The sequence below is a fragment of the Citrobacter sp. RHBSTW-00017 genome (assembly GCF_013797615.1).
Classification (GTDB): Bacteria; Pseudomonadota; Gammaproteobacteria; order Enterobacterales; family Enterobacteriaceae; genus Citrobacter; species Citrobacter braakii.
Map to the genome: position 1 here is coordinate 375344 of NZ_CP056899.1, position 13607 is coordinate 388950.

Sequence of the window (13607 nt, forward strand, 5' to 3'; positions counted from 1 at the left end):
CGCCGAAGCGCCTTTTTTTGATCGGTCAGGGATCAGAACAGTTCGTGCGTCTCACCATTATCGATAATGGTCGTCCCCACCTCATGCACCGCCTGTTGCGTCGGCTGAGTGCCTTCAATGAAGTATTCTGCGCGGCTGTTGCCACCGCTTGCCAGTTGACCGGTGCTGCGATCGATATTGACCGTCACGATACCCGGCGGCGGTGTCAGCGGCTGCTCAGGCACGCCTTCCAGCACGGACTTCATATAGGCATCCCAGGCAGGCTGTGCGCTCTTTGCGCCGCCTTCGTAGCCGGAGATCTGGTCTTTGATCGCCCCAGAAGCCGTCGTGTGTCCGAGATTGCGGCGATGGTCATCAAACCCGATCCATACCGACGTCACCACGCCTGGCCCGTAGCCGGAGAACCATGCATCTTTAGAGCTGTTGGTGGTCCCGGTTTTCCCGCCGATATCATGGCGCTGTAAATCGCGACCTGCACGCCAACCGGTTCCCATCCAGCCCGGCTCACCAAAGATATTGGTGTTCAGGGCGCTTTTAATCAGGAAGGCCAGCGGCGTGTTGATCACGTGTGGAGCGTACTCCTGCGTTCCGCTTTGCGCGACCAGCGCCTGGTTTGCCTGCTCAAGCTGAGGCATAGGCACGGCGGCATTCTGCTGTTCCTGCGAGACGGCGACATCTTCGACGTTACTGTTTTCCAGCACGTTAGATTTCTGGGTATCACCATAAATCACCGGAATATCGCATTCCGGACAGGCAATTTTCGGCTTCGCCTCGAAGATAACGCCGCCCATATCGCTTTCGATTTTACTGATGAAATACGGATCGACCAGGAAGCCGCCGTTCGACATCACTGCATAACCGCGCGCCACCTGCAACGGCGTGAATGAGGCAGAACCCAGCGCCAGCGACTCGGTGTGCACAATGTTCTGTGCCGGGAAGCCGAAACGTTGCAGATACTCTGCCGCGTAATCCACGCCCATCGCGCGCATGGCGCGTACCATCACCACGTTTTTCGACTGACCCAGCCCCTGACGTAAGCGGATAGGACCGGCGTATTGCGGCGGTGAGTTCTTCGGCTGCCAGTCGGAACCCGCGCCGGCATCCCAGCGCGAGATCGGCACGTCGTTGAGCATGCTCGCCAGCGTCAGACCTTTATCCATCGCGGCGGTATACAGGAATGGTTTGATGTTGGAACCCACCTGGCGTAACGCCTGGGTTGCACGGTTAAACTTGCTCTGGTTGAAGTCAAAACCACCGACCAGCGCCAGCACCGCGCCGTTTTGCGGATTGATGGAGACCAGTGCGGAGTTGACGTCCGGTACTTGTGCCAGCCACCAGGCATCGCCAACCTGGCGTACCCAGATTTGCTGCCCGGTTTGCACCACATCAGTCACTTTGCGCGGCGTCGGGCCTTGCTGGGTATCCGAGCGGTAAGGACGCGCCCAGCGCATGCCTTCCATCCGTAATGACACTGACGTACCATCCGCCAGCGCGGCAATGGCTTCCTGCGGATTGGCGCTGGTAACAACCGCCGGTAGCAGGGGACCATAAGTCGGTAGCGCTTTCAGCGTATCGGTGATTTTCTTGCTGTCCCAACTGCTTTCGCCCACTTTCCACAGCACGTTCGACGGGCCGCGGTAACCGTGGCGCATGTCGTAATCCATCACGTTGTTACGTACTGCCTGCTGAGCAGCCTGCTGTACTTTGCGCGTAATGGTGGTGGTGATGCGATACCCGTCCTCATAGGCTTTCTCGCCATAACGGTTATACATCTCCTGGCGCACCATCTCAGAGAGATACGGCGCGGAGAAGGCGATTTCCGGCGCGTGGTAGTTGGCGTCAATGGCTTCGCCGCGCGCCTGATCGTACTGGGCCTGCGTGATGTAGTTTTCGCTCAACATACGCGACAGTACGACGTTACGTCGCGCGGTTGCCCTTTCCATCGAATAGAGGGGGTTGAAGGTTGACGGCGCTTTTGGCAGACCGGCAATCACCGCAATTTCACTTAAGCTGAGCTGATCAACCGTCTTACCGAAATAGACCTGCGCGGCAGCACCAACGCCATAAGCGCGATACCCCAGGTAAATCTTGTTCAGATACAGTTCGAGGATCTCATCTTTACTCAGCAGTTGTTCAATGCGGATCGCCAGGAACACTTCTTTGATCTTACGCATCAGCGTACGTTCCGGGCTCAGGAAGAAGTTTCTCGCCAACTGTTGGGTGATGGTGCTGGCCCCTTGTGATGCATGGCCGGAGAACAGCGCGACGCTGGCAGCACGGAAGATCCCCACCGGGTCTACCCCGTGGTGCTCATAAAAACGACTGTCTTCGGTAGCGATAAAGGCTTTAACCATTACCGGCGGCATCTGATCCAGGGTGACCGGGATTCGACGTTTCTCGCCATATTGCGCGATCAGCTCGCCATCAGCGCTGTAAACCTGCATCGGGATCTGTAAACGCACATCTTTGAGCGTCGCGACGTCAGGTAATTGCGGCTCAATATAGCGATAGAGGCCATAAATCGAGCCTGCTCCCAGCAGGATGCAACATACTGCAAGGATTAATAAATACTTTACGAACTTCACTGGAGATTTCCCATTTAGTGGCATTTGGGCAGTTTATAAACAAACGCGCGGTAGTATAAAGGCAAGCCAGACGCATTGATATACCCGTTAAAGCAACGGGTGATAAGGAGATCATCAGCAATGGCTTTCAATATCTGGAAAATTGGTCTGCATATTCAGCAACATGAAGCGCTGGCTGTCGCCGTAGTTCACGACGCATCCGGTTGGTTTCTCCAGCGCTGGTGGCGTATACCGCTGACGCCTCAGGTTATCGTCGATGGCCACATTCGCGAGCCTGAACAGCTTGTCGCAGCGCTACTGCCGTGGAGCCGGGAGCTTCCTCGCCGACACCATATTCATCTCTCCTTTCCTGCCAACAGGACGTTACAAAAAAAGTACCCTCGTCCGGAAATGATGCTGCGCGAGCCGGAGCAAGCCGCATGGTTATCCGGTTCGATGGCGCGTGAGCTGGATATGGCGCCGGATGCGCTGCATTTTGATTATAGCGAAGACACGTTAAGCCCGGCGTTTAACGTCACTGCCGCGCAAAGCAAAGAGATTTCAGCGCTTCTGACGCTTATCCAAACGTTGAAGGTGCAGGTTACGGCGATTACGCCGGATGCCAGCGCGTTACAGCGATTTATACCTTACCTGCCAGAACGTCATCAGTGTCTGGTATGGCATGATGATACCCAGTGGCTATGGGCGACCCGTTCGGCATGGGGGCGTAAATCAACGGGCGATATTGGCTGTATCGACGAGCTTGCCGCGACATTATCGCTTTCCACGACAGCCATTGCGCTATGCGATCCCAGCGGCTTCGATCCTCTAAGCGTGGTGTCCGTACGCCAGCCGCCAATTCCAACGCAAAGCCATCGCTTCACCATTGCACTGGGACTCGCTATGGGAGGCACATGTTGATGATAGCGACCATCAATCTTCTGCCCTGGCGCCAGACGCGACGTCGCGCCTGCCTACGCTTCTGGAGTGTTTTATTTGGCGCTTCGCTACTGCTTAGTAGCGGCGTGTTGTTGCGCTATTACAGCGTTTTGAGCGTAGAAAACCAGGTCGAATTGTTGTTAGCGGATGCCGAAAAGACGCGGGCCGAGGCTTTAATGGCGCTAAAGCCGCGTGTGCAGCTGCGCCAGCAACGATGGCAACAGGTTCAAGCGCGGAACAAACAGCGGGAGCAGACCCGAAGCTGGCAGCGGGTTTTGCAAGGGCTGGCGGAATTACTGCCAGAGCGGGCGTGGTTAACAAAAATAACCTGGCAGCAGGAGACACTGGAACTGACGGGAAACACGCTGAGCTTTGCCGCGCTGAAGGCGCTGGAAGCGCAATTACGCCAGCTGCCGCTGTTTAAATTGGGTAGCCCTGGCGAAACGCAGCAGGATGCGCAGGGACGCTGGCAATTCCACTATCGACTGATGCGGAGCGGTGCGCATGAAAACGCTTTGTGATAGCTGGTTAGCACAGTCGCCGCGCTTTCGGCTCATCTGCGGCGGTGGCTGGATGCTGGGACTGCTCATCGTCGTCATGTTATGCCTCAGCTCCACCGCGCAGAAACGGGTTATGCAACAAGAGGCGCTAAATCAGCAACGAGCGGCCATTCAGGCACAATGGCGAAATTTATATCTGCTGGCGGCATCGCCAGAAGAGCTTGAAGAGACGCTGATTCCGTTCTCCCCACTGCTGTTTCAGACTCCTCTTGCACATCTTATCCACTGGCAACCCTCCGCACAGGGAGGAGAAATGACGCTGAAGCCAGGCTGGGATGCCATCCCGCCGATGTTTGACCAATTAGCGGAGCAAGGGATGAACGTCAGCCGGTTTTCTCTTTACGCAGAAGGTGCGGAGCTGCTGTTAACACTACAACTGGAGCGCCTGAATGATGGTTGAACGCTGGCTGTTGGCGTGCGTAAGCGTACTGATACTCACCGGTATGCGTAATCCCTTCCTGCCGCCGGAGGACCGCTGCCAAATTGCTGAGCTGTCGGCATGGCGCTATCAGGGAATATTGAGCCAGGGCGCGCGACCCATTGGCATTGTTCAGGATAGCCAGAAAAAATGGCAGCGGGTTGAGCGAAATGATGTCCTGAAAAACGGTTGGACGGTTACGCAGATAACGGCCCAGAGCGTAACCCTCGACACAGGGAAAAACTGCGAGCCGTCGCAGTGGCAGTGGCAACGACAAGGAGCGATAAATGAAGCGATGGATGGCATGGATAGTACTCGTACTGGTGGTCGGGATTCAGAGCGTACTGGCGGCGAAATCACAAAACGTGACGCTGGTGGTCGATGATGTGCCGGTTGTGCAGGTATTGCAGGCGCTGGCCGAACAGGAAAAGAAAAACCTGGTAGTTTCACCGGATGTCAGCGGTGTGCTGTCACTGCATTTGACGGATGTGCCCTGGAAGCAGGCATTGCAAACGGTGGTGAAAAGCGCCGGGCTGGTATTACGCCAGGAAGGCAACATTCTGCATGTGCATTCTGTTCAATGGCAGAGTGAAAATGCGGCTCGTCAGGACAATGAGCAGGCACGGCTTCAGGCCAGCCTGCCGTTGGAACATCGCAGTATCATTTTGCAATATGCTGATGCCTCCGAGCTGGCAAAAGCCGGAGAAAAGCTGCTCAGCGCCAAAGGAAGTATGACGGTGGATAAACGCACCAACCGCTTACTGCTGCGTGATAATAGCGTTGCGCTTAACGCACTGGAAACGTGGGTGGCGCAAATGGATCTGCCGGTTGCACAAGTCGAACTGGCGGCGCATATCGTGACGATTAATGAAAAAAGCTTGCGTGAGCTGGGGGTGAAGTGGTCGCTGGCTGACGCACAGCAATCGGGGGCTGTGGGGAACGTCACAACGCTTGCCAGCGATCTTTCTGTATCCACAGCCACATCCCGTGTGGGATTTAACATTGGCCGTATTAACGGTCGTTTACTCGAGCTGGAGCTGTCTGCGCTGGAGCAAAAACAGCAGTTGGACATCATCGCCAGTCCACGCTTACTGGCTTCTCACCTGCAACCTGCCAGTATTAAGCAGGGTAGTGAGATCCCTTATCAGGTCTCCAGCGGTGAAAGCGGCGCGACATCCGTCGAGTTCAAGGAAGCTGTATTAGGGATGGAAGTCACGCCCACCGTATTGCAGAAAGGACGAATCAGACTGAAACTGCATATCAGCCAGAATGTTCCCGGGCAGGTGCTACAGCAGGCGGATGGCGAAGTTCTGGCTATTGATAAGCAGGAGATTGAAACTCAGGTCGAGGTAAAAAGCGGCGAGACGATTGCGCTGGGCGGGATTTTTTCACATAAGAATAAATCCGCAGCCGACAGCGTGCCGCTGTTGGGCGACATCCCCTGGCTTGGCTCTCTCTTTCGTCATGATGGTAAAGAAGACGAACGGCGTGAATTAGTGGTTTTTATTACGCCCAGACTGGTTTCAACGCAATAACTTATGCATGAAAAGCCGTTGTTTTTGCACTGAACACGTTTCAGAGATTTGACGTGCGGGTGTATTTAGCATACAAGGAGTACCGATTTGAGTGTCGGTACTTTTCTTTACTTATGCGGCAGTAAATACGCTTTGCCTTTCTGGTGGTGTGTCATAGGCTTATTTGGTGTCATTTGGCTGTGCGATACGTCGCCAGGTCTGATGTTTGCAGGGTAGCATGCCTGCCACGACCAGAAATGCGTAAGGTTTGGTGATTTATTCAGTTGCCAAACCCGCTTGAGTATTGAGATAATTTTCAGTCTGACTCTCGCAATATCTTATGAGGTTTCAGTTCATGTCCTGCTGCGCTGAGTGTCTGCGAAGCGGGTTTACCATTAACGAATAGTCTTAGTAGTACCGAAAAAATGGCAGAGAAACGCAATATCTTTCTGGTTGGGCCTATGGGTGCCGGAAAAAGCACTATTGGGCGCCAGTTAGCTCAACAACTCAATATGGAATTTTACGATTCTGATCAAGAGATTGAGAAACGAACCGGAGCTGATGTGGGCTGGGTCTTCGATGTAGAAGGTGAAGACGGCTTCCGTGATCGCGAAGAAAAAGTCATCAACGAGTTGACGGAAAAACAGGGTATTGTGCTGGCAACTGGCGGTGGCTCTGTTAAATCACGTGAAACACGTAACCGTCTTTCCGCGCGTGGCGTCGTGGTCTATCTTGAAACGACAATTGAAAAACAACTTGCGCGAACTCAACGTGACAAGAAACGCCCGCTGCTGCAGGTAGAATCGCCGCCTCGTGAAGTTCTGGAAGCGTTGGCTGACGAACGCAATCCTCTGTACGAAGAGATTGCTGACGTGACCATTCGCACCGACGATCAGAGCGCAAAAGTCGTAGCAAACCAGATTATTCATATGTTGGAAAGCAACTAATTCTGGCTGAATACACACTCGTCTGCGGGTACAAGTAACTAAGGTGGATGTCGCGTAATGGAGAGGATCACAGTCACTCTCGGGGAACGTAGTTACCCTATCACCATCGCGGCTGGTTTGTTTAATGAGCCAGCTTCATTCTTACCGCTGAAATCGGGCGATCAGGTTATGTTGGTGACCAACGAAACCCTGGCTCCCCTTTATCTCGATAAGGTTCGCGGCGTACTTGAACAGGCGGGTGTTAACGTTGATAGCGTTATCCTTCCCGATGGCGAGCAGTATAAAAGCCTGACGGTTCTGGATACGGTTTTCACTGCGTTACTGCAAAAACCGCACGGTCGTGATACCACGTTAGTCGCACTTGGCGGCGGCGTGATAGGCGATCTGACCGGTTTTGCGGCAGCCAGCTATCAGCGTGGTGTTCGTTTTATTCAAGTCCCGACAACCCTGTTGTCGCAGGTCGACTCCTCCGTTGGCGGCAAAACCGCCGTAAACCATCCCCTCGGTAAAAACATGATTGGCGCGTTTTACCAACCGGCGTCCGTGGTGGTGGATCTCGATTGTCTGAAAACGCTTCCTGCGCGTGAGCTGGCATCGGGGCTGGCGGAAGTGATCAAATACGGCATCATCCTTGACGGTGAATTTTTCAGTTGGCTGGAAGAAAATCTGGATGCGTTATTGCGTCTGGATGGTCCGGCGATGGCGTACTGTATTCGTCGTTGTTGTGAGCTGAAAGCAGAAGTTGTCGCAGCGGACGAGCGTGAAATGGGCTTACGTGCTTTACTGAATCTGGGACACACGTTTGGCCATGCGATCGAAGCTGAAATGGGTTATGGCAATTGGTTACATGGTGAAGCCGTTGCAGCAGGTATGGTAATGGCTGCTCGTACGTCAGAACGTCTTGGACAGTTTACCTCCGCTGATACGCAGCGCATCATTACGCTGCTGCAGCGAGCGGGCTTGCCGGTCAATGGACCGCGTGAAATGTCCAGCGAGGCTTATCTGCCGCACATGCTGCGAGATAAAAAAGTGTTAGCGGGAGAGATTCGTTTAGTGCTTCCGCTGGCATTAGGGAAGAGTGAAGTGCGCGGCGGAGTGTCGCACGAGGTGGTTCTTAACGCTATTGCTGATTGCCAGCCGGCGTAACAACAAGAAAGGTCTGGCTTGCGTTGCGAAACGTAGGTCTTTTAGCTTCAGGTTATGTGCAAAGTCGTAAGCATTAACCTTTGAGTGGGGTGTTAAATGGATGAATTCAAACCAGAAGACGAGCTGAAACCCGATCCCAGCGATCGTCGTACTGGTCGTTCTCGTCAATCGTCTGAACGCGATAATGAGCCGCAAATCAATTTTGATGATGTTGATCTGGATGCTGACGATCGCCGTCCTGCGCGCGCACGTAAAGAGCGTGTAGAAGAACGGGACATTGAAGAAGAGTATGAATCTGATGACGATGACGTGGATGAAGAGCGTGTAGAACGCCGTCCGCGCAAGCGTAAGAAACCCGCCAGCAAGCCTGCCTCTCGTCAGTATATGATGATGGGTGTCGGTGTCCTGGTGCTGTTGCTGCTGATCATCGGTATCGGTTCTGCGCTGAAAGCCCCCTCATCATCTCCCAGTGAGCAGGCTGGATCTGGCGAGAAGAGCATCGATCTTTCTGGCAACAACGCGACGGATCAGGCGAGCACGACTACGCCTGCAGCAGGCGCTGAGCAGACCGCTGGCAATACCCAGCAGGATGTTTCCCTACCGCCGATTTCCTCTACCCCAACTCAAGGTCAGACACCTGCGGCAACTGAAGGCCAGCAGCGTGTTGAAGTGCAGGGCGATCTGAACAACGCTCTGACGCAACCGCAAGGCCAGGAGCAGGTTAACAATGTAGTGGTTAACTCTACGCTGCCGACCGAACCGGCGACCGTTGCGCCAGTTCGTAATGGTAATGCTGTGCGCCAGACTGCGAAAACGGAAACGACTGAACGCCCTGCTGCGACACACCAGGAACGTAAACAGGCCGTTATTGAGCCGAAGAGCAAACCGCAAACTACGGTGAAAGCGACGCAGACAGAGCCGAAACCTGTTGCTCAGGCAAAACCAACTGCAACTGCGCCGACGACTACAACCAAAGCACCAGTGGTTACCGCTACGCCGAAGGCGACCGTTGAGCCGAAAGCAACCGCGACTACAACGCCTGCGCCAACTGCGACGGCAACAACGTCAACACCTGTTGCTGGTGGAGCGAAAAGTGCAGGAAATGTCGGAGCGTTAAAATCTGCGCCGTCCAGCCATTACACGCTGCAGCTCAGCAGTTCTTCTAACTACGACAACCTTAACGGTTGGGCGAAGAAAGAAAACCTGAAAAACTACGTGGTGTATCAGACGACGCGTAACGGTCAACCGTGGTATGTTCTGGTAACAGGCGTGTATGCGTCTAAAGAAGATGCGAAACGTGCAGTGTCTACGCTACCCGCCGATATTCAGGCGAAAAATCCGTGGGCAAAACCGCTGCACCAGGTTCAGGCCGATTTGAAGTAAGATAGGATATGTTCTGCAATGGTTTGCTGTTTCGCCCAATTGCGGGACAAAGACTAAAGCGCAGGATGCTGTCGGAGCTTTCTCCACAGCCGGAGAAGGTGTAATTAGTTAGTCAGCATGAAAAAAAATCGCGCTTTTTTGAAATGGGCAGGGGGAAAATACCCCCTGCTTGATGATATCAAACGGCATTTACCTCAGGGTGAATGCCTGATTGAACCTTTCGTGGGTGCCGGGTCGGTGTTTCTCAACACCGACTTTTCTCGTTATATTCTTGCCGATATCAACAGCGACCTCATCAGTCTCTATAACATCGTGAAGACACGTACCGATGAGTATGTGCAGGCTTCGCGTGAGCTGTTTATGCCTGAAACCAATCAGGCTGAGGTGTACTATCGGTTCAGAGAAGAATTTAATGCCAGTCAGGATCCGTTCCGCCGCGCAGTGCTGTTCTTGTATCTGAACCGCTTTGGTTACAACGGATTGTGCCGTTATAACCTGCGCGGCGAGTTTAATGTACCGTTTGGTCGTTATAAAAAACCTTACTTCCCGGAAGCCGAGTTGTACCATTTTGCTGAAAAAGCGCAGAATGCGGAGTTCCATTGTCTCTCCTATGAAGAGTGCATGGACCGTGCGGATAGCAACTCTGTGGTCTATTGTGACCCGCCTTATGCACCGCTTTCGGCGACGGCAAATTTCACCGCGTATCATACCAACAGCTTTAGCCCAAAAGAGCAGGCACATCTGGCCGAGATGGCAGAAAAGCTGGTCAGTAAGCAGATCCCGGTGTTAATTTCGAACCATGACACGCCCGATACCCGCGAATGGTACCGATCGGCGAAACATTTTCAGGTCAAAGTGCGGCGCAGCATTAGCAGCAATGGCGGCACGCGTAAAAAGGTGAACGAACTGCTGGCACTGTATAAACCAGGAGTTGTAACGCCTGCGAAGAAATAATTCTCAAGGAGAAGCGGATGAAACAGTATTTGATCGCCCCCTCAATTCTGTCGGCTGATTTTGCCCGCCTGGGTGAGGACACCGCGAGAGCGCTGACTGCCGGTGCCGATGTCGTACACTTCGATGTCATGGACAATCACTACGTACCGAACCTGACCATCGGCCCGATGGTACTGAAATCGCTGCGTAAATATGGCATTACTGCCCCGATTGACGTTCATCTGATGGTGAAACCGGTCGATCGTATTGTCCCGGACTTCGCCGCCGCCGGCGCGAGCATCATTACTTTTCACCCGGAAGCCTCCGAGCATGTCGATCGCACTTTACAGCTGATCAAAGAGCATGGCTGTAAAGCGGGCCTGGTGTTTAACCCGGCAACACCGCTGAGCTATCTGGACTACGTCATGGATAAGCTCGATGTGATCCTGCTGATGTCCGTTAACCCAGGCTTTGGCGGGCAGTCCTTTATCCCACAAACGCTGGATAAGCTGCGCGAAGTGCGTCGTCGTATTGATGAATCTGGCTACGATATCCGCCTCGAAGTGGACGGCGGCGTCAAGGTGAACAACATTGGTGAAATCGCGGCGGCGGGTGCAGATATGTTTGTCGCAGGCTCTGCTATTTTCGACCAACCAGACTACAAAAAAGTCATTGATGAAATGCGCAATGAACTGGCGAAGGTAAGTCATGGATAAGTTTCAGGATATTCGGGGCGTTGCATTTGACCTCGACGGTACGCTGGTCGACAGCGCGCCGGGATTAACCGCAGCGGTGGATATGGCGCTGTATGCGCTGGAACTGCCGATTGCCGGTGAAGAACGCGTTATCACCTGGATTGGCAACGGTGCAGATGTACTGATGGAGCGCGCGCTGGCGTGGTCGCGTCAGGAGCGCGCCACACTACGTAAGACAATGGGTAAACCGCCCGTTGATGATGATATCCCTGCCGAAGAACAGGTGCGTATTTTGCGTAAGCTGTTCGACAGATACTACGGCGATGTCGCAGAAGAGGGGACATTCCTGTTCCCTGATGTTGCCGACACGCTGGGCGCGATGTATGCGAAAGGATTGCCGCTGGGTCTGGTGACCAACAAACCGACCCCGTTTGTCGCGCCATTGCTTGAGGCGTTAGATATCGCCAAATACTTTAGCGTGGTCATCGGTGGTGACGACGTGCAGAATAAAAAACCGCATCCGGATCCGCTACTGCTGGTAGCAAGCAAGCTTGGCATCAAGCCTGAGCAATTGCTCTTCGTAGGGGATTCACGTAATGATATTCAGGCGGCAAAAGCTGCTGGCTGTCCGTCCGTTGGCCTGACTTATGGCTACAACTACGGCGAGTCGATCGCGCTGAGCCAACCCGACGTTATTTACGACCGTATTAATGAACTACTGCCCGTTCTCGGGCTTCCGCATAGCGAAAATCAGGAATCAAAAAATGACTAAGCCCATCGTTTTTAGTGGCGCACAGCCCTCAGGTGAATTGACCATTGGCAACTATATGGGTGCGCTGCGTCAGTGGGTGAGCATGCAGGATGACTACCATTGCATCTACTGCATCGTTGACCAACATGCCATCACCGTTCGTCAGGATGCTCAGCAGCTGCGTAAAGCAACGCTCGATACGCTGGCGCTGTATCTGGCATGCGGTATCGATCCTGAAAAAAGCACCATTTTCGTCCAGTCTCATGTACCGGAACACGCACAGTTAGGTTGGGCGCTGAACTGCTACACCTATTTCGGCGAGCTGAGCCGTATGACCCAGTTCAAAGACAAATCCGCACGCTATGCGGAGAACATCAACGCCGGTCTGTTTGATTATCCGGTGCTGATGGCGGCAGACATCCTGCTGTATCAGACCAACCAGGTACCGGTTGGCGAAGATCAGAAACAGCATCTGGAACTAAGCCGCGATATCGCCCAGCGCTTCAACGCCCTGTATGGCGACATCTTCAAAGTGCCTGAGCCGTTCATTCCTAAATCCGGTGCGCGCGTGATGTCGCTGCTGGAGCCGACGAAGAAAATGTCCAAGTCGGATGACAACCGCAACAACGTGATCGGCCTGCTGGAAGATCCGAAATCCGTGGTTAAGAAAATCAAACGTGCGATGACCGACTCCGAAGAGCCGCCTGTTGTACGCTACGACGTGCAGAATAAAGCGGGTGTTTCCAACCTGCTGGATATCCTCTCTGCCGTTACCGGCCAGAGCATTCCGGAGCTGGAACAGCACTTTGAAGGCAAGATGTATGGTCATCTGAAAGGTGAAGTCGCAGAGGCCGTTTCCGGCATGCTGACCGAGCTTCAGGAGCGTTATCACCGTTTCCGTAACGATGAAGCTTTCCTGCAGCAGGTGATGAAAGATGGCGCGGAAAAAGCCAGCGCACGCGCGTCTGTTACGCTGAAAGCGGTTTACGAAGCGATTGGTTTTGTCGCCAAGCCGTAATGCGCTCTGCGTTGCTGAAGAAACCGGGTTCTACCCGGTTTTTTTTCGCCTGTTCGCTGGTGAATCTCAAAAAATATGAAGCGCCTCGCCGTTTGCATATTTCCTTATATCAATCAATTTAATGAAGATATAAATATTCAATTTACTGAGAATATAAAATGCGTCGGATATTTATCAAGAGAGAGGAGGGACTGACAACCCTGGCCCGCTACTTGCTCGGCGAGAAGTGCGGTAACGTGTGAATGAGCATTTAACCTATAAATATAAAAACCGGGGATTTCCCGGTTTTTTTGTATTTGCGCAATCGCTTCTGTTACAGATCTGCAGCCGGGCCACAGCCACCAATAATTTTAGAAATAGAAATTGCCGGATGCAGGAAGTAATCGTAGGTGCAGTTATCTTTTTTGTTATCGACATGACCAGTACACGCGGTCAGCGTAGCCAGAACACCAGCAACGATAGTGATTTTTGCAAATTTCAGCATGTTAAAATCCTTGTAAGATATCTATTTTTAAATGGATGAAATCCATTTCTCGGCGGTTAAGATATCAACTAAAATAAACTTAAAGTAGTCCGGATTAGGACATAACAAGTTTTATATAAAATATGCTTTCAATAAATTTAAATGTTTTAAAAATACATTTAATTAATGATTGACGGTCGGGCTACTGAGACGAGTATATAGCGTGTATCGGTTTTTGATTTATTTCTATCGGAAGATAAATAAATGCCCTGAATA

14 protein-coding genes and 1 pseudogene are annotated in these 13607 nt (G+C 52.8%); 13 read left to right on the forward strand and 2 right to left on the reverse strand.

Annotated features, from left to right (window positions below; genetic code table 11):
• Positions 1-32 precede the first annotated feature (32 nt).
• Positions 33-2585 carry a peptidoglycan glycosyltransferase/peptidoglycan DD-transpeptidase MrcA gene (mrcA, locus tag HV037_RS01685; RefSeq protein WP_047358164.1) on the reverse strand — a complete coding sequence of 851 codons (2553 nt, stop codon included), beginning with the start codon at positions 2583-2585 and terminating at the stop codon, positions 33-35.
• Positions 2586-2705: 120 nt separating this feature from the next.
• Between mrcA and HV037_RS01690 the strand changes: the two genes are divergently transcribed.
• From HV037_RS01690 to HV037_RS24490, 13 genes and pseudogenes are all read left to right on the forward strand, one after another.
• The gene (locus tag HV037_RS01690) at positions 2706-3485 is read left to right on the forward strand and encodes a DNA utilization protein HofM (protein ID WP_080859339.1); all 780 of its coding nucleotides are present in this window, start codon (positions 2706-2708) and stop codon (positions 3483-3485) included.
• Positions 3485-4024, forward strand: a complete 540-nt coding sequence (locus HV037_RS01695; protein WP_080859348.1) for a PilN domain-containing protein — start codon at positions 3485-3487, stop codon at positions 4022-4024. Before HV037_RS01690 ends, HV037_RS01695 begins: the two co-directional genes overlap by 1 nt.
• Positions 4008-4463: a hypothetical protein gene (locus HV037_RS01700; RefSeq protein ID WP_080859340.1), complete on the forward strand. Its 456-nt coding sequence runs from the start codon at positions 4008-4010 to the stop codon at positions 4461-4463. The genes HV037_RS01695 and HV037_RS01700 overlap by 17 nt, the downstream gene beginning before the upstream one ends.
• On the forward strand, positions 4453-4866 hold the full coding sequence (locus tag HV037_RS01705) for a HofP DNA utilization family protein (RefSeq protein WP_016154790.1): 414 nt from the start codon (positions 4453-4455) through the stop codon (positions 4864-4866). The genes HV037_RS01700 and HV037_RS01705 overlap by 11 nt, the downstream gene beginning before the upstream one ends.
• Positions 4769-6016, forward strand: coding sequence for a DNA uptake porin HofQ (hofQ, locus tag HV037_RS01710; protein WP_016157631.1), 1248 nt, complete (start codon positions 4769-4771; stop codon positions 6014-6016). Before HV037_RS01705 ends, hofQ begins: the two co-directional genes overlap by 98 nt.
• Before the next feature lie 404 nt (positions 6017-6420).
• On the forward strand, positions 6421-6942 hold the full coding sequence (gene aroK, locus HV037_RS01715; protein WP_003023552.1) for a shikimate kinase AroK: 522 nt from the start codon (positions 6421-6423) through the stop codon (positions 6940-6942).
• A 57-nt stretch (positions 6943-6999) separates the two neighbouring features.
• Positions 7000-8088 (forward strand): 3-dehydroquinate synthase, encoded by a 1089-nt coding sequence (aroB, locus tag HV037_RS01720; protein WP_016154788.1) that lies wholly within the window; start codon positions 7000-7002, stop codon positions 8086-8088.
• 96 nt (positions 8089-8184) lie between these two features.
• Positions 8185-9471: a cell division protein DamX gene (gene damX / locus HV037_RS01725; protein WP_103283375.1), complete on the forward strand. Its 1287-nt coding sequence runs from the start codon at positions 8185-8187 to the stop codon at positions 9469-9471.
• A gap of 117 nt (positions 9472-9588) precedes the next feature.
• Entirely contained in the window at positions 9589-10425 is an 837-nt protein-coding gene (gene dam, locus HV037_RS01730; RefSeq protein ID WP_016154786.1) for an adenine-specific DNA-methyltransferase, read from the forward strand.
• Positions 10426-10442: 17 nt separating this feature from the next.
• A complete protein-coding gene (gene rpe / locus HV037_RS01735; RefSeq protein WP_003023561.1) occupies positions 10443-11120 on the forward strand; it encodes a ribulose-phosphate 3-epimerase in 678 nt (225 codons plus the stop codon).
• Positions 11113-11871 (forward strand): phosphoglycolate phosphatase, encoded by a 759-nt coding sequence (gph, locus tag HV037_RS01740; RefSeq protein WP_065554366.1) that lies wholly within the window; start codon positions 11113-11115, stop codon positions 11869-11871. The genes rpe and gph overlap by 8 nt, the downstream gene beginning before the upstream one ends.
• A complete protein-coding gene (gene trpS, locus HV037_RS01745; protein ID WP_016154784.1) occupies positions 11864-12868 on the forward strand; it encodes a tryptophan--tRNA ligase in 1005 nt (334 codons plus the stop codon). The genes gph and trpS overlap by 8 nt, the downstream gene beginning before the upstream one ends.
• A 158-nt stretch (positions 12869-13026) precedes the next feature.
• Positions 13027-13104, forward strand: a pseudogene (locus HV037_RS24490) (hypothetical protein); the annotation flags it as partial.
• 77 nt (positions 13105-13181) lie between these two features.
• Here HV037_RS24490 and HV037_RS01750 read toward each other — a convergent pair.
• Positions 13182-13352, reverse strand: coding sequence for a YhfL family protein (locus tag HV037_RS01750; RefSeq protein WP_016154783.1), 171 nt, complete (start codon positions 13350-13352; stop codon positions 13182-13184).
• Positions 13353-13607 lie beyond the last annotated feature (255 nt).